Annotated in this window: 22 protein-coding genes and 2 tRNA genes; 11 read left to right on the top strand and 13 right to left on the bottom strand. The window is 32.0% G+C overall.

Annotation, left to right across the window (positions count from 1 at the left end):
- Window position 1 precedes the first annotated feature (1 nt).
- From ABDW27_RS16905 to ABDW27_RS16890, 4 genes are all read left to right on the top strand, one after another.
- A complete protein-coding gene (locus ABDW27_RS16905; RefSeq protein WP_343696962.1) occupies window positions 2-781 on the top strand; it encodes a tetratricopeptide repeat protein in 780 nt (259 codons plus the stop codon).
- 12 nt (window positions 782-793) lie between these two features.
- Window positions 794-1,207 (top strand): Rrf2 family transcriptional regulator, encoded by a 414-nt coding sequence (locus ABDW27_RS16900; protein WP_343696961.1) that lies wholly within the window; start codon window positions 794-796, stop codon window positions 1,205-1,207.
- Window positions 1,208-1,457: 250 nt separating this feature from the next.
- On the top strand, window positions 1,458-4,004 hold the full coding sequence (locus ABDW27_RS16895) for a TonB-dependent receptor (protein ID WP_343696960.1): 2,547 nt from the start codon (window positions 1,458-1,460) through the stop codon (window positions 4,002-4,004).
- Window positions 4,005-4,189: 185 nt separating this feature from the next.
- The gene (locus ABDW27_RS16890) at window positions 4,190-4,921 is read left to right on the top strand and encodes a DUF2490 domain-containing protein (RefSeq protein ID WP_343696959.1); all 732 of its coding nucleotides are present in this window, start codon (window positions 4,190-4,192) and stop codon (window positions 4,919-4,921) included.
- Window positions 4,922-5,274: 353 nt separating this feature from the next.
- On the opposite strand, the gene ABDW27_RS16885 is transcribed toward ABDW27_RS16890, so the two are convergent.
- The 4 genes from ABDW27_RS16885 to era all read right to left on the bottom strand — a co-directional run bounded on the left by ABDW27_RS16885 (window position 5,275) and on the right by era (window position 11,372).
- Entirely contained in the window at window positions 5,275-8,037 is a 2,763-nt protein-coding gene (locus tag ABDW27_RS16885; RefSeq protein ID WP_343696958.1) for an outer membrane beta-barrel protein, read from the bottom strand.
- Window positions 8,038-8,171: 134 nt separating this feature from the next.
- Window positions 8,172-9,482 carry a ribosome biogenesis GTPase Der gene (der, locus tag ABDW27_RS16880; protein WP_343696957.1) on the bottom strand — a complete coding sequence of 437 codons (1,311 nt, stop codon included), beginning with the start codon at window positions 9,480-9,482 and terminating at the stop codon, window positions 8,172-8,174.
- A gap of 277 nt (window positions 9,483-9,759) precedes the next feature.
- Window positions 9,760-10,356 (bottom strand): CHAP domain-containing protein, encoded by a 597-nt coding sequence (locus ABDW27_RS16875; RefSeq protein ID WP_343696956.1) that lies wholly within the window; start codon window positions 10,354-10,356, stop codon window positions 9,760-9,762.
- Window positions 10,357-10,490: 134 nt separating this feature from the next.
- Window positions 10,491-11,372, bottom strand: a complete 882-nt coding sequence (gene era / locus ABDW27_RS16870; RefSeq protein ID WP_343696955.1) for a GTPase Era — start codon at window positions 11,370-11,372, stop codon at window positions 10,491-10,493.
- 116 nt (window positions 11,373-11,488) lie between these two features.
- Between era and ABDW27_RS16865 the strand changes: the two genes are divergently transcribed.
- Window positions 11,489-11,561, top strand: a tRNA-Met gene (locus ABDW27_RS16865).
- A gap of 197 nt (window positions 11,562-11,758) precedes the next feature.
- Here the strand turns inward: ABDW27_RS16865 and ABDW27_RS16860 are convergent.
- Window positions 11,759-13,018 carry a hypothetical protein gene (locus ABDW27_RS16860; RefSeq protein ID WP_343696954.1) on the bottom strand — a complete coding sequence of 420 codons (1,260 nt, stop codon included), beginning with the start codon at window positions 13,016-13,018 and terminating at the stop codon, window positions 11,759-11,761.
- A gap of 226 nt (window positions 13,019-13,244) precedes the next feature.
- Here ABDW27_RS16860 and ABDW27_RS16855 point away from each other — a divergent pair, with 226 nt between their 5' ends.
- On the top strand, window positions 13,245-14,009 hold the full coding sequence (locus ABDW27_RS16855) for a ThuA domain-containing protein (protein ID WP_343696953.1): 765 nt from the start codon (window positions 13,245-13,247) through the stop codon (window positions 14,007-14,009).
- 214 nt (window positions 14,010-14,223) lie between these two features.
- Here ABDW27_RS16855 and ABDW27_RS16850 read toward each other — a convergent pair whose 3' ends face one another.
- The 8 genes from ABDW27_RS16850 to yiaA all read right to left on the bottom strand — a co-directional run bounded on the left by ABDW27_RS16850 (window position 14,224) and on the right by yiaA (window position 21,271).
- On the bottom strand, window positions 14,224-14,412 hold the full coding sequence (locus ABDW27_RS16850; RefSeq protein WP_343696952.1) for a class IIb bacteriocin, lactobin A/cerein 7B family: 189 nt from the start codon (window positions 14,410-14,412) through the stop codon (window positions 14,224-14,226).
- A 460-nt stretch (window positions 14,413-14,872) separates the two neighbouring features.
- On the bottom strand, window positions 14,873-16,885 hold the full coding sequence (locus ABDW27_RS16845) for a M13 family metallopeptidase (RefSeq protein ID WP_343696951.1): 2,013 nt from the start codon (window positions 16,883-16,885) through the stop codon (window positions 14,873-14,875).
- A gap of 96 nt (window positions 16,886-16,981) precedes the next feature.
- Entirely contained in the window at window positions 16,982-17,674 is a 693-nt protein-coding gene (locus ABDW27_RS16840) for a hypothetical protein (RefSeq protein ID WP_343696950.1), read from the bottom strand.
- Window positions 17,675-17,682: 8 nt separating this feature from the next.
- Entirely contained in the window at window positions 17,683-18,216 is a 534-nt protein-coding gene (locus tag ABDW27_RS16835) for a hypothetical protein (RefSeq protein WP_343696949.1), read from the bottom strand.
- Between the two features lie 349 nt (window positions 18,217-18,565).
- The gene (locus tag ABDW27_RS16830; RefSeq protein ID WP_343696948.1) at window positions 18,566-19,363 is read right to left on the bottom strand and encodes an SDR family NAD(P)-dependent oxidoreductase; all 798 of its coding nucleotides are present in this window, start codon (window positions 19,361-19,363) and stop codon (window positions 18,566-18,568) included.
- Window position 19,364: 1 nt separating this feature from the next.
- A complete protein-coding gene (locus tag ABDW27_RS16825; protein ID WP_343696947.1) occupies window positions 19,365-20,186 on the bottom strand; it encodes an AraC family transcriptional regulator in 822 nt (273 codons plus the stop codon).
- A gap of 219 nt (window positions 20,187-20,405) precedes the next feature.
- Complete coding sequence (locus ABDW27_RS16820; RefSeq protein WP_343696946.1) at window positions 20,406-20,723, bottom strand: hypothetical protein; 318 nt, start codon at window positions 20,721-20,723, stop codon at window positions 20,406-20,408.
- Window positions 20,724-20,797: 74 nt separating this feature from the next.
- Complete coding sequence (yiaA, locus tag ABDW27_RS16815; protein ID WP_343696945.1) at window positions 20,798-21,271, bottom strand: inner membrane protein YiaA; 474 nt, start codon at window positions 21,269-21,271, stop codon at window positions 20,798-20,800.
- A 128-nt stretch (window positions 21,272-21,399) separates the two neighbouring features.
- On the opposite strand from yiaA, the gene ABDW27_RS16810 reads away from it, so the two are divergent.
- The 5 genes from ABDW27_RS16810 to ABDW27_RS16790 all read left to right on the top strand — a co-directional run bounded on the left by ABDW27_RS16810 (window position 21,400) and on the right by ABDW27_RS16790 (window position 26,543).
- Window positions 21,400-22,905 carry a hypothetical protein gene (locus ABDW27_RS16810; RefSeq protein ID WP_343696944.1) on the top strand — a complete coding sequence of 502 codons (1,506 nt, stop codon included), beginning with the start codon at window positions 21,400-21,402 and terminating at the stop codon, window positions 22,903-22,905.
- A 287-nt stretch (window positions 22,906-23,192) separates the two neighbouring features.
- Window positions 23,193-23,264, top strand: a tRNA-Glu gene (locus ABDW27_RS16805).
- A 408-nt stretch (window positions 23,265-23,672) separates the two neighbouring features.
- Entirely contained in the window at window positions 23,673-24,767 is a 1,095-nt protein-coding gene (locus ABDW27_RS16800; protein ID WP_343696943.1) for an exopolyphosphatase, read from the top strand.
- A gap of 334 nt (window positions 24,768-25,101) precedes the next feature.
- Complete coding sequence (locus ABDW27_RS16795; protein ID WP_343696942.1) at window positions 25,102-25,704, top strand: DUF4255 domain-containing protein; 603 nt, start codon at window positions 25,102-25,104, stop codon at window positions 25,702-25,704.
- Window positions 25,701-26,543: a hypothetical protein gene (locus ABDW27_RS16790; protein ID WP_343696941.1), complete on the top strand. Its 843-nt coding sequence runs from the start codon at window positions 25,701-25,703 to the stop codon at window positions 26,541-26,543. Before ABDW27_RS16795 ends, ABDW27_RS16790 begins: the two co-directional genes overlap by 4 nt.
- Window positions 26,544-26,561 lie beyond the last annotated feature (18 nt).

Below are 26,561 nucleotides of genomic sequence, written 5' to 3'. Positions count from 1 at the left end.
TATGAAAATTAATCTCTTTTTATTCATTTTTAGCTGTTGTTTGTCTTGTTATTCTCAAGAGTTTTTTGACAATGAAAAAATAGAAAACACTAAAAATTTAAAAGTACTGGATAGCTTAATACAAAAATTCCCTGATGTCGATAATTATTACTATAGAGGATATTATAATTATGACCTCGGCAATTATTCTGAAGCCCTTTCTGACTATAATAAATCATTATCTTTAAATCCAAATGACTTTAAAACTTATTTTAGTCGTGGAAATTTATATATTAAATTAAAAGATTATAAAGATGCTATCGATGATTTCTCACAATCTATTTCCATAGATAAAAATTCATATAAAGCTTATTTTAACAGAGCATATTCAAAATCAAAGATTGGTGATTTAAATGGAGCGTTAGATGATTATTCACATTGTATAAAAATTAATCCAGAATATATTCTCGCATATGAAAATAGGGGATTAATAGAAAAAGAACTAAATTTACACAAAGAAGCAATACTTGATTTTGACAAAGTAATAAAAGCAAATCCAAAATCTGCAGAATGCTTTCAAAATAGAGCAGTTTCTAAAGCTATGATAAATGCTAAAGATGCCCTAAATGATTTTGATACAGCTGTAGCTTTAGCTCCAAAAAATCCAGAGGGATATTACAACAGAGCTTTATATTATATTAATTTCAAAATAAAAAAAGATTATTGCTCTGATCTTAAAGCAGCTCTTAACCTAGGTTATTTGCCCGCAAAAGAATTAATAACCGAAGTTTGTAAAAAATAATACATATTATAGATGTTATCACATAAAGCAAAATACGCCCTTAAGGCCTTACTTTATTTAGCAGAACAAGATGAAAATCACATTTCCAGAACTGTGGAAATTGCTGATGGTGCTAATATTCCGAAAAAGTTTTTAGAACAGATTTTATTAGATCTAAAACGAGGTCGTTTTGTGAGCAGTAAGCAGGGAAAATTTGGCGGATATTATCTAATTAAATCAAAAAATGACATCACTTTGGCAGAAATTCACCGATTATTTGACGGTGCAATTGCACTTTTGCCATGCGCTTCTTTAAATTTTTACGAGCCTTGCTCTGATTGCAAAACCGAGTCTGAATGCAACCTGCGTCACGGTTTGATGCTCATTAGAGACAAAACTTTGAAGGCTATGGAAGGCATCACAATCGCCTCATTAGTAAATAAATAAAAAAATATTTTCTAATTCCTAGTAAATCGATAGAATTTATGTATATATTTGCCAAAAATAATTAACAAACCATTTACAAAATTCTAACTCATGAAAGTACATTCTAGTTCATCAGGTGTAACAAATTTTTTAAACGTAAATAAAAACAAGCGATTTACAGCTGACAATAGCAATTCATTTTGTATGTGTATATGTTGATTTAAAAAAAATTTATTTTAAATTCTACTAATCACATATACTTAATATAAAAATGAAAACATCTATACAAAATATCATTACAATTTTATTCTTTTTTACATTCTCTATTTCATTCGCACAAAATATTGAAGGTGTAGTTACAACAAGCGAAAATATTCCATTAGAAGCTGTTAACGTAGTAATTAAAGGAACAACTTACAGCGCTCTTACAGATAACAGCGGTAAATTTACAATCGATTCAAACGGAAGACTTCCACTAACCCTTTTAGTTCAATATGTAGGATATACAACCGCTGAAATTGAACTAACTTCTATTCCTGTAAACCCTATTCAGGTGGCTCTTAAAGAAGAAAACGAGCTTATTGAAGTTGTTGTTTCTTCAAGACGAAGAATTGAAAAAGTTCAGGATGTGCCAATTGCTATTTCTGTAATTACAGGAAAACAAGCAGAGCAAACAGGAGCTTTTAACGTTAACCGTATTAAAGAATTGGTTCCTTCTGTACAGCTTTATTCTTCTAACCCAAGAAATACAGGAATCAATATTCGTAGTTTAGGTTCGCCTTTCGGATTAACTAATGACGGAATTGACCCGGGTGTTGGTTTTTATGTTGATGGAGTTTATTACGCTCGTCCGGCTGCCACTACTCTTGATTTTATAGATGTAGAACAAATTGAGGTTTTACGTGGCCCGCAAGGATCTTTATTTGGAAAAAATACTACTTCAGGAGCATTTAACATTACAACCCGTAAACCTAGTTTTACTTCTGGTGCTGATTTTGAAGTTAGCTATGGAAATTATTCTTTCCTTCAGGCTAAAGCTTCTTTAACTGGTGCTTTAGGTAAAAAAGTAGCAGGTAGAATATCTTTCTCAGGTACATCTCGTGACGGTTTAATTGACAATGTGGTAACTGGAAGACCTACAAATACGTTAAGCAACCAAGGAATTAGAGGACAATTACTTTGGACTCCTACCGTAAATACTAATGTTATTTTTGCGGCTGATATTACAACACAGCGCCCTGACGGATATGCACAGGTTGTTGCTGGTGTTGCGCCAACGCAAAGAGCAGCTTACCGTCAGTTTAATGCTATTATTGCCGATTTAAATTATCAGTTGCCAAGTCAAAATGCTTTTGATCGTAAAATAGATCAGGATACACCTTGGCGTTCTAATCAGGATATGGGAGGTTTCTCTTTAAATGTGGATACAAAAATTGGAGGTGGAACACTTACTTCTACAACGGCATGGCGCTTCTGGAACTGGGATCCGTCAAATGACAGAGATTTTACAGGTTTACAAGTATTGGCAAAATCACAAAACCCAACAAGACAAACGCAGATTACTCAGGAGGTTCGTTATGCAGGACAGCTTACGTCTAAAATAAGCGGTGTTGCCGGAGTATTCTTTATCGATCAAACATCACAAACTGACGGAACTGAAGAATCAGGAAATGCTCAATGGAGATTTTCTCAAAGTACAACAAGTAATTTATGGAAAACTCCAGGTTTATTTGAAGGATACGGAATTAAAACGGATGCAAGAATCAGAGCTTCGAGTGCTGCCGTATTTGGACAAATTGACTGGGCAATTACAGATTGGTTACACGTTTTACCAGGTTTAAGATACAACTTCGATAAAAAAGATGCACACTATGCACGTACAACATACGGAGGTTTACAAACAACTGACCCACAATTATTGGCTTTGAAAAAACTGGTTTATTCTGATCAGGCATTTGATTCAAGCACTGATAATACTGACTTTTCTGGAAATATTACAGTTACGGTTAAAGCTTCTGACAAAATCAATGCTTACGGAACTTTTGCAAAAAGCTACAAACCGGTTGGTGTAAACGTTGCGGGACTTCCAACTGATTCTAAAGGTGCGCCTTTATTAGATCTTGCGGTTATTAGACCAGAAAAAGTATATCATTATGAAGTTGGAGTAAAAACTTCTCCTTTCAGAAACTCAATCTTTAACGTTGCTTTATTTAAAACAGATATTAAAGATTTCCAAACTAACGTTCAGGCAGCTGAACTGGGTGTAAACCGTGGTTATCTTGCAAATGCTGATAAAGTACGTGTACAAGGTGTTGAAGTAGATGGAAGCTTTGTTATAAGTCCAAATTTAACTATAAACGGTGCCGTAACTTATACTGATGCTATTTATGAAAAATTCACTAACGCGCCGCTCCCTTTAGAAGAGACTGGAGCTCCGGTATCTTTCAAAGATGTTTCGGGATCTGCTCTTCCGGGTGCTTCAAGATGGGCTGGATCTTTGGGTGGAGAACTTTCTGAATATGCCAAATTCTTTGGAAACGCTGGAAAAGTTTTTCTTGCTGTAGATTCTTACGCTCGTTCTGAATTTTCATCAAGCCCTTCTGCTTCAAAATATTTAGTTGTTCAGGGATATGCGATTTTTAATGCTCGTTTAGGTTTCCGTGCAACACAAGGTTTATCCGTTCACTTCTGGGGACGTAACCTTTTGAACAAAGATTACTATGAGCAATTATTGCCTGCAGGAGGAAATGCCGGACAATATGCAGGTGTTTTGGGAGATCAAAGAACTTACGGTATTACATTAAAATACAGCTTATAATGATCAATTAAAAATTGAGAATTAAAAATTAAAACTAAAAACTAAATTAACGGGATGCGTTTTATACGTGTCTCGTTTTTTTTTTTGATTAAAATCAAATCACAAATTAATATTTAAAACAGATTTTATTCTTCTGCAAATCAATTCTTGTTTGCATATATTCGCTGCCTGAATTTAATGGTTGAATGAATATTTTCAAATTAGTAATTGTTTTAGGATTAGTAAGTCCGTTTTTATCGGCACAAAAGAAAACGGATCAGCAAACGCTGACCTGGATTCGTTATTATAATATCTTTCCTTTAACTGAAAAATGGGCTATTCATTCTGAATTTGACAACCGAAGTTTTGTAAACCCTGTTCACCAAAATTTATTTGTAATAAGAGCTCAAGGTCGATATCGGGCAACAAAAATGGTCGATTTGGGCGGAGGTTTTGCTTACTTTAATGTCAATACGCAAGATCCTAATAATGATCCTGATTTTTCGGTTCCAGAATATCGTATCCAGCAAGATGTTACACTCATAAATGATATTGCAAAAATCACTTTCCATAATCGTTTTCAGCTGGAAGAGCGTTTTATTCAAAAAGCAACCAAAACGGAATTACTTGATGATTTTTCTTTTGCTTACCGATTTCGTTATAGATTACAATCTACTTTTGATCTTTGGAAAAAAGACAAAAGAAGCCTAAAAGGAACTATTTCTGATGAAGTCATGTTCAACTTTGGAAAAGACAATAAACGAAACACTTTCGATCAAAATCGCCTTTATATGGCACTTCGATATCATATAAATCCTAATATCGGACTAGAATTAGGATATCTAAAAAGTTTTCAAAGACGTACAAGTGGTGTAGATTTTTATGATCGCGATATTATTCGTTTTACTTTTTATCATAGAATTGATCGTAAGATTTGATTTTAGATTTTAGATTTTAGATTTTAGATTTTAGATTTTAGATTTTAGATTTTAGATTTTAGATTTTAGATTTTAGATTTTAGATTTTAGATTTTAGATTTTAGATTTTAGATTTTAGATTTTAGATTTTAGATTTTAGATTTTAGATTTTAGATTTTAGATTTTAGATTTTAGATTTTAGATTTTAGATTTTAGATTTTAGATTTTAGATTTTAGATTTTAGATTTTAGATTTTAGAAAAAAAACCTAGATCAAATTAAAAATTTGATCTAGGTTTTTTTTCTATTTCTTTGAACCTTTGTCTCTTTGTCTCTTTGTCTCTTTGTCCCTTTGCCCTCTGAACCTTAAAAAAACTATTCTCTCGGTCTTCTCTTTCCTCCTTTTTCAGATCCTGTAAAGTTTCCAATTTTATAAGCTAGCGAAAACATTACATAACGTCGTAAAACCGTATTTTCTTCATCGCGAATTGCGGTTGCCGAAATAGTTCTGGTGGCACTTAAATTCTGGTTTAACACGTCATAAACTTTCACTTTTGCATATAGTTTTTTATCTAAAAATCCATATGAAATACTTGTATTCCACAGATAAAAATCCTTTTTAAAATCGCCAGAAATATTACAATTATAGGTATATCCAAAGTCATTTCCGAAAATTAAATTTTCCGGCCAGTACGTTGTAGTCTGCAAATTGATTCGATGTACAACATTTGAAGTCGCATCTCTCGAATAGTTTTCATATTTGGATTGGTTGTATGATAAATTATATGACGGCGCAATTGTCAAAATTTCTCCATAATCGTAAGACAAATATACTTTTGGACTTATCGATGTTGATTTTGCATTATACAAAACCGCATTTGTAAATCCCTTATCAAAAGTATAACCGGCATTTAAACCTAAACCGTAACGCAAAGTATGCGCGCCGGATTTTATCGATTGGTTCCAGTTTGCTCCAATAGAAGCATTATAAACTCCTGAAATGTTTACATACGTTGTTGTTCTTTTTCCGCTGTCGTCATAAATAGAAGTCGATACAATATCATTATCATAATAATCTCCTTTTAAATATACACTGTAACCGGAACGTGAACGAAAATCATAATTTTTGAAATTAAAATTAATGCTGTTTTTTTCAACCGGATGTAAATCAGGATTTCCCACAATTGTATTCAGCGGATTATTAAGATTTACCACAGGCATTAACTGTGTTGCCGAAGGCAGAGCATTAGAATAATCGTACTTAAATGATAAATTTTTAGAACGACTGAACTTATATCTTAATATTGCTGTTGCAAATGGCAATGCATATTTTTTGTTTAAATCTGTTGCATTATTGAGATACAATGAATGATTCTCAAAATTTACGATTGAAGTTCTGCTGTCTAAATTAAGCGTAAACTTGTTTTTTTGAAGTGTAACTCCAACTTTTGGCGTAACCGAGTTTTGTACCGAACTTGTATAATTTGTTAAAGATAAATTCAAATCAGAATATTCTTGTGTAGCCGGGTCGAAATTAAACGTTTTTTCATCGTTCACCGAGCTATTCCAGTCAAAATCAGATCCAAATCTCACTCGAAGTGAATCGGTTATCGGTTCTGTATATTCAATATCTGCAGAATAAGAATCGCTCGTGTTTTTCTTTTTTGTTGTTTGATTTCTTTCGTCGTTTGGTTTATTATCCTGATAAAAAATGGTTTCAGACACATTTAAACCATTTGAATCACTGCTTGTGTTATTATTGGTAAAAACGAAACTTAAATTTCTGGATTTCTTTTTAAAAGTTTTATTGAAGTTAATTGTGTTTCCAAAATTAAAATTATCACTTTCAGAATACGATTTTGCTGTACTTTCGTTTAAAGCGTTTCCGTTTTCATCTTCAGAAAAACTTGATGAAGTCGAATTGCTGTTTGTTCTGGACTGATTTAATTTTGGTGCGACTACAATTCGCATTGTAGGATCAATTCTGTATTCTAACTCAAAATTAACGTTGTTTCCAGTGCTTTCATTTCTGGTTTTAGATTCTGCTTCGGTAACAATATTTCCAGTTGGCAAAAAGCTAAGCTGATTTGACTTGCTGTCGTTGTTGTTAATGGTATTTGAGAAATTATAACTTCCCATTGCAAGCAAATCTTTTGTCCAGTCATCCGAATAGTTTACACCAACTAAATTCGACTGCGTAATTCCTTTTCCGCTGCTGCCCGATCCAGAATTCCCGCCTCTCCCACTGCTATTTCTTCCTCCTGACATATTATCAAAAACATCATCCATCGAAAATCCAGTTGAATTAATATTGTTTGAAGAAGCCAGCAGACTTATTTTTTGTTTATTATTAAAATAATTCAGGTTTACATTGGCTTCATAACGATCATCGGTTCCATAACCCCCCATTACTTTACCAAAATACCCTTTGTTTTTCTTTTCGTCGATGGTAATATTAATACTCGAAAAATCTGAAGTCGATTCTTGTTTCGCCAGTTCTTCTTTTTTAGTTTTAAAATCAGAAACTTGTATTTTTTTGATAATATCGGCTGGTAAATTTTTGATGGCAATTGCTCCATCTTTATCAAAAAAGGTTTTACCATTTACCAAAACCTGATTAACCTCTCGCCCGTTTACCGTAATTTTTCCGTCGTTGTCGACATCAAATCCGGGTAATTGTTTCAAAAGAGTTTCTACATTAGAATCCGGACGGACTTTATACGAAGCTGCATTAAATTCTAAAGTATCTTTTTTTATGGTTATGGGGGCAGCTTCTGACTTGATTACAACATCATTAAGCGCATTGACATTTTCTAATAAATATATTTTGCCGAAATCTTTACTTTCTGTAAGTGCTTTATATTCTTCAAAATAAGTTTGATATCCCATATAACTTACCTTGAGGAAAACTGGTTTTTCATATTTTTTAATATCCATTCTAAAAGCACCGTTTTTATCTGTAGTAGCATATTCAATTACGGTAGAATCTTTTACAGTAGTAAAATAAACGGTTGCCATTTCTAAAGGCAATTGGGTATTAACATCGACAATAGTTCCGAGCAGGGTTATGTCGTTTTGAGCGTTGGCACTCAATAAAAAAAGGAAGAAAAACGATAAAAATGAATAAATTCTGGTCATAAAAATTTGGTTAGTTAGATGGTTAGACTACAAAAAACCAAAAAGGTTTAATTGTATTTTTTACATTTATTCAAATAACATGCCATTAAAAATTTTACTTATAAAAAAAGTCCCCATTTCTGAGGACTTTTGTCTTATTTTTCTCTGATATAAATATCGATTGGAACTCCTGAGAAATCCCAATTGTCACGAATTTTATTTTCCAGATATCTCTTGTACGGTTCTTTTACGTATTGCGGAAGATTGGCAAAGAAAACAAACTGAGGCGTTTGAGTTGGCAGCTGCATGCAATATTTAATTTTTACATATTTACCTTTCATTGCCGGCGGCGGATATGCTTCGATAACTTTTAGCATATATTCATTGAATTTTGAAGTCGGAATTCTTTGTTTTCTGCTTTCAAAAACCTGAACAGTTGCTTCTAATGCTTTTAATAAACGCTGTTTAGTTAAAGCCGAAACGAATAAAATTGGCACATCTGTAAATGGCATTAATTCTTTACGGATTTTTTCTTCGTAATCACGGCTCGACATAGTATCTTTTTCTACTAAATCCCATTTGTTTACTAAGATCACTACACCTTTACGGTTTTTCTCTGCAAGCCAAAAAATACTTTGATCCTGGCCTTCAAAACCACGAGTGGCATCGATTACCAATATACAAACATCTGCATGCTCAATCGCTCTTACAGAACGCATTACAGAATAAAACTCTAAATCTTCTTTAACTTTTGCTTTACGACGGATTCCGGCAGTATCAACCAGATTAAATTCGAAACCAAAACGGTCAAATTTAGTATCAATGGCATCACGAGTAGTTCCTGCAATATCGGTTACAATGTAACGATCCTGACCAATAAGTGCATTGATAAAACTCGATTTTCCAGCATTCGGGCGACCTACAACTGCAAAACGAGGTAATTCTTCTGCAACTTGTACTGGTTCTGGTTTTTCAGGAAATGCTTCAATTAAAGCGTCTAATAAATCTCCCGTTCCACTTCCTGAAATACTGGCGAAAGTATAATAATCTCCTAAACCAAGATTATAAAACTCTACAGCGTCTTTTTCGCGCATTGCGTTGTCTACCTTATTTACAGCCAACAAAACTGGTTTTGTTACTTTACGAAGTAATTTTGCAACCGTTTCATCCATTGGTGTAATACCTTCTTCAACATCTACAACAAAAATAATAACATCGGCTTCGTCGATAGCAAGTTCTACCTGTTTACGGATTTCTCCTTCGAATATATCATCGGATCCGCGCACGTATCCTCCGGTATCAATGACGGAAAACTCTTTTCCGTTCCACTCGCTTTTACCATAGTTTCTATCACGGGTAACCCCAGATACTGAATCTACAATAGCTTCTCTTCTTTGTATCAGCCTATTGAAAAGGGTTGATTTCCCTACATTAGGTCTTCCTACTATCGCAACAATGTTATTCATTTTTTTTGAATTTTAGATTCTGGATTTCAACTTTTAGATTTCGTTTTTGACTAAATCACAATAAATTATAAATCCAAAATGCCTTATTTAAATTTTTTGCAAAGGTAGTTAAAAAAAGTTGCTAATTGCTATCCCGATAATTATCGGGACTAAGTACCTAAGCTTTTTATTTTTTTCACACGAGCGCCAACGAACTGACGAAGTAATCTTGTATGTTCTAAAGAAGCGTCGCAAAAGGTTTTCTACTTTTATTTAGTTTCAAGAACATTTTATTTTACTATTTCTCTTTTCTTAACCAGCCTAATAGTCTTTCATTATCCACTTTATAACTTTCATTTTGAAATTTAAAAGCAATTGTTTCTCTGGAACTGCTAAAAGGTCCGGGATTTTGCTGAATAATCTCGATTTCATTTTCGGAAACTTTAGAAATTATGGCAACATGCCCAAATCTATTAAATAGTGAACCTGAGAATATCACTAAATCGCCAACTTCAGGCTTCTTTTCACTTGGATTTGTAAATTGAACCAAACCTCGTTTGGAATTCCATTCGCCGTCTTTGATTTCAGGATTAAAAAAATCTTTTGCGTGACCATAAGCATCTGGCATTTTATGATTGTAATGCTCATAATAATATCGTTTTACAAATTCAACACATTGATATTTGAGCCCTAAATTGTAATTATCTTTTGTAACATTTCTTCCTGAAACATGATCAACTCCTCCATTATAATAGACATTCACTCCATTAAAATTATCTATTGGCTGTCCTATTTTATAATCTGAATTTAGATTTATTTTCTTTACTACTTTTAATCCCGCATAACTCAAAACTAAAACTGAAAGTATGATGAAAGCAAGTTTTTTAAATTTCATTTATTCTCTTTTAAAAATCAATTTTCATTTTAGTCTGTCTGCGTGAGGGATAGATGTAAAGACCACAGCCTGACGAAGGAATTGCGAGGACTTGAAACGAATAACCCAATCCGGAGGGACACGCCCAAAACATATTACTGATTGTAACCGAATCGTTTCAGCATATTGGCGTTGCTTCTCCAATTTTTATTCACTTTTACATACAGTTCGATGTGAATTTGTTTTCCGAAGAATTTCTCTAAATCGGCACGTGCATCTGTTCCTACTTTTTTAAGAGCAGCGCCTTTATGTCCGATGATAATCCCTTTTTGAGTATCGCGTTCTACCATAATTACAGAACGGATTCTGATAATATCATCTGTTTCTATAAATTCTTCTGTTACAATTTCTACTGCGTATGGAATTTCTTTGGCGTAATTTAAAAGGATTTTTTCACGAATGGTTTCATTTACAAAGAAACGTTCCGGTTTATCTGTTAATTGATCTTTAGGATAATAAGCCGGAGATTCTGGCAGCAATTGAATAATTCTGTCAAAAACTTCGGGAACATTAAAATTTTGAAGTGCCGAAATTGGGAAAATTTCTGCATTTGGTACTTTTTCTTTCCAAAAAGCAACCTGCTCTTCTAATTGTTCCTGATTTGAGTTGTCGATTTTGTTTAGTAATAACAGAACGGGAATTTTAGCGTAAAAGATTTTCTTGAAGAAATCTTCGTCTTTTAAGTTCTGCTCTCCTATTTCGACCATGTAGATTAAAATATCAGCATCTTCAAAAGCCGATTTTACGAAGTTCATCATCGACTCCTGCATTTCGTATGCCGGTTTTATAATCCCGGGAGTGTCTGAAAGTACCAGTTGGAAATCATCGCCATTTACGATTCCTAAGATTCTATGACGTGTTGTTTGCGCTTTTGAAGTAATGATTGATAATCTTTCTCCAACAAAGGCGTTCATTAGTGTCGATTTTCCAACATTTGGATTTCCGATGATGTTTACAAAACCTGCTTTATGTGACATTTGCGTAATATTTATTTTGCAAAGGTAGTCATATCAAGTTAATACGGAAAATAAAACTTTTTTTTAAATTTTCGTTGGAATTCTCAAAAATCGGCGTATCTTTGCACCCGAAACATCGCGGGATAGAGCAGTAGGCAGCTCGTCGGGCTCATAACCCGAAGGTCACAGGTTCGAGTCCTGTTCCCGCTACTAAGTAAAGCTTCAGAGAAATCTGGAGCTTTTTTTGTTTAACTATCTTTAAATCCCCGCTCCTCTAAGTTTTCGAATAATATAAAAAGTTGCTCAATCCTGAAAGATTTCAGAATTAAGCAACTTTTCTTCAATTACTTGCCGATTGTGAGTTATATCACTTTTTTAACAACAAACCAAAAACACTATTATGTGTTCTAATTTTCTTTTAAAGAAAGAATCATTGAAGCGATACTTTGATCATTTTTTAACTCTAAATCTGTTGATTGAGTAATTATTTGATATACATAAGTATCATTTCCAACTGGAATTATAGAAGCTGATTTATCGTAATCATTACCAATCGTAAACTTAGAAACAACAGAGTTAAAATTAGAATCTACTCTAAATAACATAGCATCTTCATCATTTCCATATCCTAAATCTCCAATTACAATTATTCCGTTATCTTTAGATTCGATAATTCTATTTGCAGAAGGCTGTTTTTTCTTTGGATCATTCAATGTAATACTTTTTTGCTGTTTGATATTTCCGGTATTAATATCTAATTTGTATAAACTTAAATTTGTAAAATTGCTATTTGCTACTAAAACGTCTCCACTTTCAGTTGATCCCAATGTACCTCCGTTCAGATCGTTTAGTTGTTTCTTCCAAATAAAATTTCCAATCTCACTAAATCCAAAAATCCATTGTCCTTTTCCTGTAAAATCTTTATCGGTTGATTGAGCACCAACAGACATGACGTAATTGTTTTTAACCTTAATTAGTTTAATTCCGTAATCATCTATGCTTCCGCCGATATTTTTTTGATTTTCAATAACACCGATTGCGCTTATTTTTACTAGCCAAGCGTCCATGCCCCCTTGGTTATTTGTAATATCATGGTCTTTAGAGCTAGAATAACCTACAAACATAAATCCACCTTCACTTGTTTGTATCATTGCATGATCTTTATTAATACCTTCGTATCCAGATCCTCCATAATTTTTTTGCCATAGCAGGTTACCGCTGCCATCAATTTTGCAAAGCCAAATATCAAAGTTCCCAAAATTGTTTGTTACATCTCCATCTGATGACTCAGAGTGTCCTATTACAAAAAAATTACCATCTTTATCCTGAAGGATTGACTGTGCATAATCATTTTTACTTCCACCATAAGTTTTATCCCAGACAATATTAAATTCAGAATCAAATTTAATTACCTCATAATCTTCAGAGAAAACAATACCAATAAATCCATTATCATTTGTTTTGATCAGCTGTGTTATTTCTTTACCATTTATAACTTTTTTATATGAAAGATCCAGCGTGTGTTCCGTATCTGGTTTTGGTTCTACTGCCGGATCTGGTTTTGGTTGTACTGTAGTATCCCCTTGGTTATCATCACTTGCACAATTTGACAATGTTAATTGAAGAATTGTTAAAATAGTAAACGTTAAATAAAATTTAAATTTCATAATTAAATTGATTGAGTAAAAAAAGTTGAATTAGTATTATTTTACAAATAAAATATTAATCGCTGGCAAATATATAATAAAAACCTTCCTGCTTTTGCTAATATTTTCCTTGTTTTACATGATTGATTAAATTTCCACATCCAAAAAAAATGAAAATTTTTCAACATAAAAAATACACCCGTCAGAAACATTTTTTTCTATCTTCCCAAAATAAAACATCTCCAAAATGAACCATCTGTTTTCAATAAAAAAATCATTTTTATTCAGCTTAATTTTACTGACAAGTTATTTTCTGGTTTCTTTCCACTTAAAAAACACAGAACAAACCTCAAATTATAAAATCAAAAAAGTACTGATTTTTTCTAAAACTAACGGTTTCAGACATGAAAGCATTTCTGCCGGAATCGCAGCGATAAAAAAACTGGGAGAAGAAAATCATTTTACGGTAGATGCTACTGAAGACTCTCTGGCAATTAATTCAAAAAACTTAAAGCAATACAAAGCTGTTATATTTTTAAGCGCCTCAGGGCATGTTTTAGGCGAAAATCAAAAAATGGCTTTGCAAAAATTTATACAAAAAGGGAATGGTTTTATGGGTATTCATTCGGCTACAAACTGCGAACCAGACTGGTCTTGGTACACAGAAATGATCGGCGGAATTTTCGAAGGACATCCTGAACCGCAAAATGCTAAACTTATTATTGTGAATCACGAACATCCATCTACAAAACATCTTCCGGCGATTTGGGAACGAAAAGATGAATGGTACAATTTTAAATATTTAAACCCAAACGTAAATGTGCTTATAAAAATTGATGAATCTTCGTATAAAGGTGGTAAACATGGCGATAATCATCCTTTGGCGTGGTATCACGAATATGATGGCGGAAGAGCATTTTATACTGCTTTAGGACACAGTTCTGAAAGTTACAATGATCCTCTTTTTACGCAGCATTTGCTTGGTGGAATCATGTACGCTATAGGTAAATAAATTTGAGATTTTATTATTAAAAAGAGAGGAAATAAATTCCTCTCTTCTTAAAAAATATAAATCATTTTTTGAAGATCGTATATCATTATACAATCAACAAAGTAAGAGTTTTGGTTTATGCTTTTCGTTTAAAATTTAGATACGTTTTATGGGGTACGTAATCTCTTAAATTTTCTCGCTCTTACAATAAATATTTTTTTTGTAAAATTAATTCTTAAGCTAAAAAGCAACATCCTCCACCTGCTAACGGATATTCTGGCGGACATGGTTGTCCATTTTTTAAAATAGCTTCTCCGCTTGCAAGTGCTTTAGCGCAAATTTCTGTTACTCCGCCATTTACTGCTTTTAGTTCTTCTTTTGTTAATTCTTCAGCTCCGCCTAGTTTTAAAATATTTTTTATCATAATATAAAGTTTTAAAAAATTAGTTAATATCCCAATCATTTAAAGACACTTGGGATTTTTGTCTATCCTCGCGCAAGAATTTTTTTATATTTTATAATTGAAAATAAATCTCTTTTTCTAAACAATTCTTTTTTGTGAAAAATCATTTTAGGAAATATTTAATTTAATTAATGCTATTTCTTAGGAACGATTTGCTTTGTACGAATATACTTTGTTCAAATATTAAATTTTTACGGTTTATCCATTTTGAAACTTTTTTTAATTATTTAAATTAAACACCTTCATAAAAATGCATTTATTTAAATGAACTGAAACATTTTATATTTGAGAGAAATCTGTAGCTTTTTTTAGTTTAAATCATAAAATTGAAGGCTCATAAATTTTACAAAACAAAAAAAATGCGCAATCCTGAAAATCTTCGGGATTGCGCATTTTTTATGAGAAGTCTTTGGCAAAATTATTACCAAATAGTTATTCTGTCTTTCTTTGGTAAAAACATTTTATCTCCAGGTTTTACATTAAATGCATCGTAAAATGGCGTTGTATTCATTAGAGGGCCATTCACACGCCAATTTGGCGGCGAATGCGGATTATTATTAATCCACAAACGCAGGAATTCGTCTTTCATTTTTACTCTCCATATTTTGGCTATCGAAATAAAGAAACGCTGATCTGGCGTAAAACCGTCGATTTTTTCGTTTCCTTTTCCTTGTTCGGTCATTTTAAAAGCATCATAAGCAACTGCTATTCCGGCAATATCTGCCGTATTTTCGCCAACAGTCATTTCGCCATTTACATGTAGATTGCCTAAAACAGTATAAGTACTGTACATATTGATAACCTGCTGTATTCTTGATTTAAACTGTGCATAGTCTTCTTTTGTCCACCAGTTTTTCAGATTGCCATCTTTGTCATATTGAGCGCCTTGGTCATCAAAAGTATGCGTTATTTCGTGACCTATAACCATTCCGATACCACCATAATTAAGCGCATCATCTGCATTATTGTCAAAATAAGGAGGCTGTAAAATTCCGGCAGGAAAAACAATTTCATTTGCAGTAGGATTATTATAAGCCGTAACGGTTGGAGTTGTCGTAAACCATTGTGATTTGTCGACCGGTTTGTCCAATTTTGCTAATTGAAACTGATACGCAGCTGTTGCCGCCGAAACCATATTTTCAAAAAAGGTATTTCTGGAAATATGTACATTGCTGTAATCTCTCCATTTATCCGGATATCCTATTTTTTTGGTAATGGCGAATAATTTTTCTTTAGCTTTTTGCTTTGTAACCGGACTCATCCAGTCTAATTTATCAATTCTTTTAGCGTATGCTTTTTGCAGATTATTTACTAGAACTAACATACGTTTTTTGGCATCTTCTGAAAAGTATTTCTTGACATACAATTCACCCAATGCTTCACCTAAATAAGTATCAATAACATTGGCCATTTTTTCGCCACGTGTTTTTTGAACAGCCTGACCAGAAAGCACTTTAGTGTATTCGAATGAAGCATCAACAAAAGGTTTACTTAAATAATCGGCATATCTCTCTAAAGAATTTGCTTTCAGATAAATTTTCCAATTAGCAATAGGAATGGATTTTAAAAGCTTATTCAACGCATCGTAATAAGCTGGCTGACATACATTAATTGAATCTGTTTTGGCTCCTAAATTATTTAAAAAAGTTGTCCAGTTTATGTTGGGATGTCTTTTTACAAGATCTGTCACAGCTATTTTATTATAATTTGCGTGTACATCTCTCAGTTCGACTTTTGTTTTATGCGAAGCTGCGAGTTGTTTGTCAATATTGTAAACCAAATCAGCATTCTTTTTAGCTTCATTGGCATCGCTGCCTGTTTGCTGAAATAATGCAGTAAGGTATTTTTTGTATGCTTGCTGTATGGCAACAGTTGACGAATCTGATTTGAAATAATAGTCTCTGTCTGGCAAACCAATACCTGTTTGATAGATTTGGGCAATGTTCATACTGCTGTTTTTATCATCAGTAAATACATTGAGACTAATAATAGAAGAATTGTCTCCTTTTACTTCATTAACTACAAAGTTCATTAATGACGGTAAATCGCTAATTGCTTCAATTTTAGCCAGAAGAGGTTTGATTGGTGTATAACCGCGTTTGTCGATGGTTACTGTATCCATTCCGGATGCATAAAAATCTCCAACCTTTTGCGCTACGCTTCCTTCTGGGTTTTTACTTTTTGAGATACTGTCTAATATTCCCTGTAGACGAATTCGTTGCGGAAAATTCATAAACATATAAGCCCCTACTCCAGATTGAGATGCCGGTATTGATACAGAATCATACCATTTGCCATTTACATATCTAAAAAAATCATTCCCAGGACGCAATGTGGAATCTATTCCAGTGATAGCAACATTCTTTTTATCCTGATGTTTTGAACATGCTGTAAAAGCTAAAATTGCAATAAAGAGCATTATTGTTTTTTTCATAAACTAGATTATTTCTATTAAAATGAATTGAAAAAAGTTTGAAACCAGATTTCTTTTAATGTATTCTGTTTAGCAGACAATATACGAATTCGGTTTTTAATTTACGAATGAAGTTTCTGTTTTCCATCGATTGTATTCAAGTATTTCTGTCAAAGTTTCATTTTCAATTTTAAATATCTTTGAGCTGCCTTCTCCGTTATTTTCCCTGCCTTTATAAATTGTAATTCTGAAGTATTTTTTATTTTCAGAAAAAACAGGAATTGAAAAGCTGAAATAAAATTTATCTTCGGTGTTTTCTTCTACATGTTTTATTTTTTCAGTCGCTTTTCTTATTTCTAATTTTTTTTTATGTTTCCCCCATTTAGGATTTATTATTACAACATTTGTATTTAGAATATTTAGTTTTATAATGCTGTCATATTCTGATTTGTTTTTGACTTCGATTAAAAATCTTGAATTTCTCACTACATTAATACAATCGTTTTCAGAGTATATTTTGCATTTTTTCAATTTTAAAGTTTTCCAGTTTATTCTTTTTTTTTCCACTTTTGGTGTCGTAATTAATTCAATTGGAAAAAGTGAATCTTTAATGAATATTTCTCTTTTTTGATAATTCTGAATGCTATAATCAAATTCTTTTTCAATTAAGTTTTCGTCTGCAAGATTTATATATTTAAAATTACTTGGTGTAATTTCTGCTATTATTAAATTTATAGTTTTTTCCAAATCAATATTCTGCCCATACATTTGATACGAGCATAAAAAAACAAACAAAATGAGTTTTTTCATTTTAGCAGTTATTTTCTTTGTTGTAATTTTATTATTTGCTCTTTATTTCCACAAATAAATTTAATTGTGTTATTTCCCCAGCCATTTGAAATTATAGTATGCTCATTTTTAAAGCTATATTTTTTAATTCCATCGTTTTGGTTTTCGTTTTCACTTACTGAGACAATAGGAGTAATTTCAATTATTCGAGTTTGTAAACTATCTTTTTCTATTCTTTCAGATAAATGAACATTTTCTATTTTCGGTTCCCAATGTCCGTCATATTTCATTTTCCCATAAACTGAATAAGAAATCAATGATCTTGAGTTGAACAAATTAAGTTTGCTTTCTATTATTTCAATTTTTAAGCTATCAATTGTTAAATCATCTTGATATGCCCACCAACCAATGTTATATGTTATTGGAATTTCAATTTTTGGTTTTCTCGGCTCATTTGAAAGAATTCCCTTTTGACCAAAATTAGTAAGATATAAATATGAACAGATGAAGAATACAATTATGGTTAAGATTGTTATAATAAATATTTTTGATATTTTCTTCATTCAGTATTCTTTTCGTTTTTTTTAAAGTCTTGTTTTTTAAATATAATGCTTTATATGCTATAAAATCATCTAAATGAGATAATATACATTATAGTTATTCTCAAATATATAATTTTTTCATTATAAATTTATCAGATAGAGTTTTTACTACTGTAAACTTTTTACCTATTAGTTTAGTTGCTATTTATTGTAAAGATTTATCAAATCTCAAATAAAGCTGTTGAAGAAGTACTCTGTTAGTATAATAAAGGAAAAGCTTTAGGTTTCTCTGAAGCTTTTCCTTTGTTTTTGGATTATCCTGAAATTACTATAAATTCACACTGAGATAGAAATCTTTAAAAAAATATTTTTACATACACTTAATCGTACCGCCATCTACTCTAATAGTAGCACCACTAATGTAATTAGCATAAGTACTGCACAGATAAGCAACTGCTCCTGCAATTTCTTCTGGTTCTCCAAATCTTCCTGTATCATTTGGAATTAACTGCTGTACAGCCTTAGATTTTATCTCATCTAAATCAGTTCCCCAGTTAAATTTAGGTGCCGCATTTACAAGCCAGTCTTCTACCATAGGATTTATGATTGCCCCGGGAGATACTACATTTGAAGTTATTCCGGTTTCTTGCAATGATCTCGCAAGTGAAATTGAAAGGTTGTGTCTTGCTGCGAGAGTCGCGTTATAATGTGGCTGCTCTTTAATAGGCTGTATACCAAGACCTCCACCTATATGAATTACTCTACCCCAGCCTAATGTTTTCATTTGTGGCACTATACGCTGAATCATCCTTACGTATGAAACGACATTATTATTATAAATTTCACTCCAATCTGATGTTGTTGCTTCACCCCATGATTTATGTGATGTAGCGCCTGCGTTATTAATTAAAATATCGATCTGTCCATTTTTAAGCGCTGCAGAAGCAACCTCATCAGCTCCGTTATCTGTACTAAGATCACCTATCGCTATTTCAGCCATTCCGCCATTGCTAATAATTTCCTCATATATAGCTTTGGCACGTTCTTCATTTCTACCATGAACTATAACAGTCGCGCCTTCATTTGCCAGCATTTTTACTATTGATTCTCCAAGCCCAGAACTTGAACCGGTTACTAGTGCTCTTTTTCCTTTTAATTTTAAATCCATTTTATCTGTAATTAGTTATTCTTTTTTTTTGTAATGGTGATGCACCAAATTCTTTTTTATACGCATATGAAAAATGAGACATATTAGTAAAACCTATTTCTAAATAGAATTCACTTGGACGCTGCCTGCAGCTTTCTATTAAATATTTTGCTTCAGAAAGTCGTTTTTTGGTAAGCCATCTGCTTGGAGTAATCTTAAATAATCTTGCAAAATCTCTTTTAAAACCTGATAAACTGCGTCCTGTAAGAAAAGCAAATTTTTCTAATGGGACATTATATCGGTAATGACCATTCATAAATCCTTCTAAATCCAGTTTTCCGGGATCACTAAATTCAAATAGCATTTGCTTAATTTCGGAATCAATATCTGCCAGTATTAAAACGAGTTCCTTAATTTTAATTCGTAAAGTTTCAGTATCAATATCTTTTTTTTGAGCATATTCACTTAGTGCTGCTGTTGCTTTTTTCAAAACATTATTGGCTTTAACAGACTTAACACCTTCTCCATGAAATCGCTCTGATTTGAAGTCGATTTTTTCCGAAATTTCCATAAGCGTATTTTGGTCAAAATGAACTGCTACAGACTTAAATCCATCCGATTCAGTGTGTTTAACAGACTTTGTCAATTGATTTCTTTTGAAGAAGCGATAATCACCTGCGGTAAAAATATATTTCTTATGTCCTATCCATACCTCGTGCCGGCCGCTTATGATATAGCTAAATATGTGATCAGACACAAAGGCTTCACTTTCAACATTATCTTCAAAATAGAAGTTTTGTACGAGCTTTGGTTTTGAAAGAGTTTGATCTTTTTTTGATTCCATTTTTTCCCTCATTTTTATCTGGTACAAATTTCTGAAATATCTAAATCCGTAAGTTTGTTCAAACGTCCAAATTCATTTTTTAGCTAAAAAACAATCACTAAACATTTTTTAACTAATTGATTTAGAAGTTTAAATATTTAAGCTAATAAAAAAAGCTCCAGATTTCTCTGAAGCTTTTTGTTCTGATTATGCCCATTACAAAGCGAAAAGAATACTGAATTACATCAACGAAAAGATGCTCCAGCCACAAAGAATTGAAGAGAGTATCATTAACCACTTAGATACATTTTTCAAATAACCTGTCGTTTTAGATTCCAAAAAGATAATTACTGCTATTCCCGAAACAACTATATCCATAATAGTTAAGAAAAAAGCATTAGCCATAAACTTAGAAAATAAATCAAGATAGGCATTTTTAGTTTCTTCAAATTCAGTGTATTTTGTACATAAATAAATCCAGTATATTTTGTTCAATACACTAACTGTAAGCATCATAATACCTATAATATAAATAAATGATCTGTATTTAGATTTCATATCCGTATTTTTTAAGAGTTAGAAAAACCTCAAAACTGGACACAATTGTGTAACAGTAATGAGGCCCGCTAAACTTATATATTAGCCGATTCAAATTGCTTAAGATCTCTTGTGTTTTTTTGGACGGCAAGAGCAGAAAACAATCCTAATACAAATGACATTCCGAAAAATCCTTTTTCACTCAGTAATAACTCAGCATTCCAAAGACCAATTATTAACAATACTATAGATGCAATAGTACTAAACCAGCTTATACTGTAATACAAATCAGTTACAGGTATACCTTCTAATCTGTCTCGTACGCTTTTTTGTACCGATATTACAGAGAAAAGTCCGAAAAGGAGAATTGTAAAATAATACCCTTTTTCATTGTAAGCCATGCCCGAATTATATAGACCAATACAATAAGAAGCCATTCCTATAATTAAGGTCATCCAGGATGCGCCTACGAAAGCGGCGCTCGGCTTTAAAGGACTATATCCATTATTTAATCTTGTGTTGTTTGATTCTGAATTGTTGTTTAATTCATTTGATTTTAGCGGTTCCATAATTTTTTATGTTTTATAATTATGAGGCAAATGTCAGCATGAATCAGGACTTACAAAAATCAATTTATTAAAAAAACTGACGATATAAAAATACATTTTATTATTTTTATCCCGACAAAACCATAATTATGAATGCACTTCAGGAAATAGCAAATATGATGAATGAGGCTGAAAAAAAAGCATTCATACATTATTTATCAAAAAAGAATAAGCGAAAGGATACCGGCAACATAGATTTATTCAATTCGTTAAAAACTGATGATATAAAAAATAAAAAAAATAACTTAAGCAATAAAAAAAGTACGGATGCTTATCATGCTCTTCGAAAAAGACTTTATGATAACATGATTGATTTCATGGCCAATCGAAGTTTTGAAAATAATACGTCACAAGAAAACACCATACTTCGGCTTATTGTAGTAAGTCGTTTATTTTTTGAACACAACCTTACAAAAACAGCTTTTAAATGTCTGGCAAAAGCCGAAGAGATTGCATTGAACATTGAAGGTTTTAATCTTCTCAATGAAATTTATCTCACTCAAATACAATTTGCTCATTTCAATTTGTCTGAACCTATTGAAAAAATAATAACAAAGTTTAAAGTAAACAAAAAACAACTTGAATATGAAGAACAGCTTAATTTAGGCTATGCTGTTTTACGTCGAGAACTTGCCGCAATTTATCACGAAGGCCGAATAGTAGACTTTCAGGCGCTTATAAAAAACACAATCGAAACACACGGAATATCACTAAAGAAAGGATTAACTTTTAAATCTTTATACCAAATATTATTTATTGCCAATGAATATGCTTCCATAAACAACAATTATTCGATCATACAGCCTTTTGTTGTTAAAAGCTACCGATTCATTAGTAAAAAAAATAATCAGACAGACAGGCATTTATATTACCATATATACATATTGTATTTTATAGCTAACTTTTATTTCCGTAATGGCCAATTTATTGAGTCTATGAACTATCTTAATTTGATGTTTACAGAACTTCAGAAACAATCCGGTAAATACTATCAACGTTTTTGCCTTAGGTATTTCATTTTATTAGCCTTTAATGAAAATTACCTCGGAAATCCTCAAAAAGCAATAGAAATTGCCGAAAAATCTCTTTTATCAAATAAAAAAGCAGATCCTAATGACAGTAACGATCTTCGTCTTATGCTGATTGTTTTTTATATACAGCAAAATGCAGGGCGCAATGCTGTAAAAGAAATGGCAAAATTGAATCATACCGACAGCTGGTACGAAAAAAAAATGAGTATGGACTGGGCAATAAAAAAGTGTCTTGTAGAAATCCTTCTGCATGCGCAACAAGAAAATATTGAGCTGGCTATGTCCCGAATAAAAAGCTTTAAACGACGCTATAAAAAATATCTTTTAACGGTAAACGAAGAACGAGTTGTAGAATATCTTTTGTTTATTGAGCAGTATGTTATGAAACCTGAGATTATACAAATAGAAAAATTTCAAAAAGCAATAGACGATTTTATAATTAGAGCTCAAAATGGTCCTAAAGATATTTTAATTGTGAGTTTTTTATCTTGGTTACTTGCAAAAGTTAGGCGAAAAGCAATTTATGAAACAACATTAAATCTTCTCACAGCATATTTCTCTTAAGCAAAACAACACAAAAAACCAAAAGAATATTCTTTCAAAAACAAAAAACATTAATAATATTTAAAATTTTAATCATAACAAAAATGAAGACGCAGAATTACTAATCACCTTTTTTCTGTAAAAACAACCAATTATTAATCAAACAAATACAGCTTGTTTAGTATTTTAATTTTGTGTTTCATGATCCCTAAACAGGAAATATTTTGAGTAAATTGTAAAATATTTTTTTAAAATCTCTTTGTATATCTCAAAAATAGTTGCACTTTTGCACCCGCAATAACAAAGCAGGTCCGTTCGTCTATCGGTTAGGACGCCAGGTTTTCATCCTGGTAAGGGGGGTTCGATTCCCCCACGGACTACTTAAAGAAAGCTTCAGAGAAATCTGGAGCTTTTTCTTTTTATATTTCACACTATAATAGGTCTTTTTTTAGATAATACACATTCTGTGGTTCTATATGCAGGATATTTCAAACCTAAATATTGCTTACATTAAAATTTAGTAAAAAATCATACCTCTTCTTTTTTCTTCAAACAAATTATCGGATTTTTGCAAAATTATATACAGATATGAATGTTATAATAATTTTCAACAAACAAGTTTGATTTTTCCTGATGCTTTCTGCTAATAATACAAAAAACCAGAGAAATCTGAATTTTTTATTTCAGAAGTAAAAGCATTTCGCAAAGAACTCCGTTTGCTAGATTTATTCTCATTTCATGTCAACATATTTAAGGAAAACAAATAACTATATCATATTACAAACACAATGCTTAAAAAAAACAAATACCCCATTTTATTTTTTATCCTTTTAAATTTATTTTTTTCCATCAATTCATTCGCTCAGAAAAATATTTTTGCTGGAATTGAAATAGGCCGAAGAGCTATTAAAGTTTCGGTTCTGGATGTAAGCAACATTAGAAAGGCTGATTACAAAATTCTTTATTTCTGGACTGAGAGAATCCCATTTGCAGATCATATTGCTGCTACTGGCGAACTTACTCAGGATGACATCAACAAAACCAGTATTACGGTTGTCGATCAATTAAAAAAAATTAGAGAAGAACACAAGATTCTTGAAGAAAACATTTTTATTGTTGCTGCTCCTGTTTTTTCCGGCGCTCGTAATGCTGATGTTTTAAAAAATAAAATTAGTACTCTAACTAGTAAAAATCTTGATATTCTTAATGTTAATGAAGAAGCTAAAACATTGGTAAAAGGTGCTATGCCTCCTGTTGACTACTCTAATGCTTTTCTTCTTGATATTGGAGCTCAAACTACAAAAGGCGGATACATCGATGAACTTGAAGATGATAAATTAGAATTTATTCCTTTGTCTCTTGATTTTGGTACAATGACGCTTACTGACGCTGTACAAAAAACCGTTTTAAATAAAAGTGAGGTTAACGATATGACTACGTATCAGGAAAAGTCTTTTGACTATAATCCAATTTTGCGTAAGAAAACAAAAGAAATGTTTGATGCTAATCCTCCTTTGGCTAAAAAAGATAAATTATACTTATCTGGAGGTGCTGTGTGGGCATTTGCAACTCTTTATTATGATGAAAATGTTAAAGAACACTATATTCCTTTAAACTTACAAGACGTTGTGGATTACGATGCTATTCTAAAAAACAATTTTATCAAGTTTACTACCCTTGCTAAAACAAACAAAGAAGCTGCGAGAGTTTTAAGCACTTATGACCAAAAATACCTTATTTCGGCTAACAACATTCTTGTAACTTGTTTGGAAAGTATTCCGAATCTGGCTTCAAAGAAAATTTTGTTTGTAAAAGAAGGACAAGTTACGTGGCTTATCTCATACATTGCAGACCGTTCTAAAAAAGTAAATACTAATTTTTAGAACCTCTTTTTATTCATATTATCAAAGAGAACTTAGAAATAAGTTCTCTTTTTTTATGCCCTAAAATCAATACTTCCGCGTTTGATTGAGCACAAAAAAACAATCAAACAAAATACTGAATACCAGTTATTTAAACAGTAAAAATACGCTCAAAAAAGGGGAAAATTCCCCTTTTACAGTACCTTCACCTTTTTCTAATTTAGCCAAACTATAAGCCTTGTTCCTGTTACAAGTTTTTGACTAAAGCCCCCCAACTCTCTTTTTTCAATCTGCGCCCTGAATTTGATTCCTATCAATACAATTTCATTTTCATATTAATAAAGTTTATCAAAAGATGATTTATGAAGTAATACAAATAATTTCAGAACAAGTAAACAGCTATCTCGATGAAATTGGGTTAGACAAATCTGTTGTACCCGAAAATATTGCTTTTTTGGAGTCTCAAAATGAAGAGGTTGCGACAAATTTAAAAGATGCTGTAGCACTTACGCTAATTAATTTAGATGAAGAAATTACTTTAAAAAACTTTCCAAATCATACAATACAAAACACCAAAACGATCTATAAAAACAGTGTTGTCAATTTAAATCTATATCTGCTTTTTAGTGCCAATAGAGATAAATATGTCAACTCTCTTAAGGATATTTCAAAAATCATAGAATTTTTTCAGGGTAAAAAACTTTTTACTCAAGCCAATACGATCTTCAACAGAAACAGCAGCGCGATGAGCAGTGTAGACAATTTCAGGTTTACGGTCGAACTCTATACTCCCACTTTTGAAGAACTGAATTATATCTGGGGAACACTTGGCGGCAAGCAGTTTCCATCGGCTTTATATAAAGTGAGCCTGATACAAATTGAACGCAATATTGCACAGGCAGAAGGACTGCTTATAGGCGAGTTCAAAGGAACAACTAAAAGAAAAGAACAGTCATGAGTTTTTCTAATACATACGGATTATTATTTGAAGTAACATTCCTTCATAATTATTTTTTGAATAATGGAGAAGAAACTTTTGCAAGTATGGCAGATGCTGATAAGGAAAAAATGCTGCAGCAATTTAATACCGATGCTTTTACGGAAATAACACCAACGCTGGAAACCAATATTGTAATCAGAAACCACAGAATGCTGTTCAAAAAAACAAAAACTGGTTTTGGAGTTTACATTCGGGTGAAAGCGACAGATGAATCCGATCCATTTATAAAAGTTCCTATTGATTTGAACTTAAAGTTTTTAATTAAAATTAATGATTATCAATTTGAAAATTATACTAATCTTGATTTTGCTTTTACTCAGGCATATCTTTTCAGTAATGTCAAACCATTGACTGAACCGGTCTCATTTAAATATCTTCCTCTAATAAATGATAACAAGTTAATTTCAAACGATTATTTAGTATCTGAAGAAACTACAGTCGATTTGATTTCAACGCTTAGGCCGTCAGAGCAGCAAAATGTCTTCGGCATTATTTCTTTAAATCTACAGGGCGACAACAGTTCGGGAAATATTATTGACAATTTGGGGAAAATGACCAGTCCAAATTTTAAAATTCATTTCGACAATCGAAAAACACTTTGGAAATACATCAACCGTAAAGCAGGAACTGAAATTAAAACCAATGCTGTAAAACCATTAACACGCTCCGGTTTTGTAGAAATTGATCCCCTTACCGATTTTACGCCTTCACAACCGGCAGAAAGTCAATATCCAAATCCATCTGTAAAATCAATAACAAAAATCAATAGTGATTACTATTCGGAAATATTTATTTAATAATTAAAAAACAAATCA

The sequence above is a fragment of the Flavobacterium sp. genome (genome assembly GCF_039595935.1).
GTDB lineage: Bacteria > Bacteroidota > Bacteroidia > Flavobacteriales > Flavobacteriaceae > Flavobacterium.
The sequence above is the reverse complement of the archived record's forward strand: the minus strand, read 5'-3'. Positions and strand labels throughout refer to the sequence as shown.

Excerpts from the sequence above, each read along its gene's own strand:
- ABDW27_RS16905 (WP_343696962.1), top strand. The coding sequence starts at position 2 with ATGAAAATTAATCTCTTTTTATTCATTTTTAGCTGTTGTTTGTCTTGT.
- ABDW27_RS16900 (WP_343696961.1), top strand. The coding sequence starts at position 794 with ATGTTATCACATAAAGCAAAATACGCCCTTAAGGCCTTACTTTATTTA.
- ABDW27_RS16895 (WP_343696960.1), top strand. The coding sequence starts at position 1,458 with ATGAAAACATCTATACAAAATATCATTACAATTTTATTCTTTTTTACA.
- ABDW27_RS16890 (WP_343696959.1), top strand. The coding sequence starts at position 4,190 with ATGAATATTTTCAAATTAGTAATTGTTTTAGGATTAGTAAGTCCGTTT.
- ABDW27_RS16885 (WP_343696958.1), bottom strand. The coding sequence starts at position 8,037 with ATGACCAGAATTTATTCATTTTTATCGTTTTTCTTCCTTTTTTTATTG.
- der (WP_343696957.1), bottom strand. The coding sequence starts at position 9,482 with ATGAATAACATTGTTGCGATAGTAGGAAGACCTAATGTAGGGAAATCA.
- ABDW27_RS16875 (WP_343696956.1), bottom strand. The coding sequence starts at position 10,356 with ATGAAATTTAAAAAACTTGCTTTCATCATACTTTCAGTTTTAGTTTTG.
- era (WP_343696955.1), bottom strand. The coding sequence starts at position 11,372 with ATGTCACATAAAGCAGGTTTTGTAAACATCATCGGAAATCCAAATGTT.
- ABDW27_RS16860 (WP_343696954.1), bottom strand. The coding sequence starts at position 13,018 with ATGAAATTTAAATTTTATTTAACGTTTACTATTTTAACAATTCTTCAA.
- ABDW27_RS16855 (WP_343696953.1), top strand. The coding sequence starts at position 13,245 with ATGAACCATCTGTTTTCAATAAAAAAATCATTTTTATTCAGCTTAATT.
- ABDW27_RS16850 (WP_343696952.1), bottom strand. The coding sequence starts at position 14,412 with ATGATAAAAAATATTTTAAAACTAGGCGGAGCTGAAGAATTAACAAAA.
- ABDW27_RS16845 (WP_343696951.1), bottom strand. The coding sequence starts at position 16,885 with ATGAAAAAAACAATAATGCTCTTTATTGCAATTTTAGCTTTTACAGCA.
- ABDW27_RS16840 (WP_343696950.1), bottom strand. The coding sequence starts at position 17,674 with ATGAAAAAACTCATTTTGTTTGTTTTTTTATGCTCGTATCAAATGTAT.
- ABDW27_RS16835 (WP_343696949.1), bottom strand. The coding sequence starts at position 18,216 with ATGAAGAAAATATCAAAAATATTTATTATAACAATCTTAACCATAATT.
- ABDW27_RS16830 (WP_343696948.1), bottom strand. The coding sequence starts at position 19,363 with ATGGATTTAAAATTAAAAGGAAAAAGAGCACTAGTAACCGGTTCAAGT.
- ABDW27_RS16825 (WP_343696947.1), bottom strand. The coding sequence starts at position 20,186 with ATGGAATCAAAAAAAGATCAAACTCTTTCAAAACCAAAGCTCGTACAA.
- ABDW27_RS16820 (WP_343696946.1), bottom strand. The coding sequence starts at position 20,723 with ATGAAATCTAAATACAGATCATTTATTTATATTATAGGTATTATGATG.
- yiaA (WP_343696945.1), bottom strand. The coding sequence starts at position 21,271 with ATGGAACCGCTAAAATCAAATGAATTAAACAACAATTCAGAATCAAAC.
- ABDW27_RS16810 (WP_343696944.1), top strand. The coding sequence starts at position 21,400 with ATGAATGCACTTCAGGAAATAGCAAATATGATGAATGAGGCTGAAAAA.
- ABDW27_RS16800 (WP_343696943.1), top strand. The coding sequence starts at position 23,673 with ATGCTTAAAAAAAACAAATACCCCATTTTATTTTTTATCCTTTTAAAT.
- ABDW27_RS16795 (WP_343696942.1), top strand. The coding sequence starts at position 25,102 with ATGATTTATGAAGTAATACAAATAATTTCAGAACAAGTAAACAGCTAT.
- ABDW27_RS16790 (WP_343696941.1), top strand. The coding sequence starts at position 25,701 with ATGAGTTTTTCTAATACATACGGATTATTATTTGAAGTAACATTCCTT.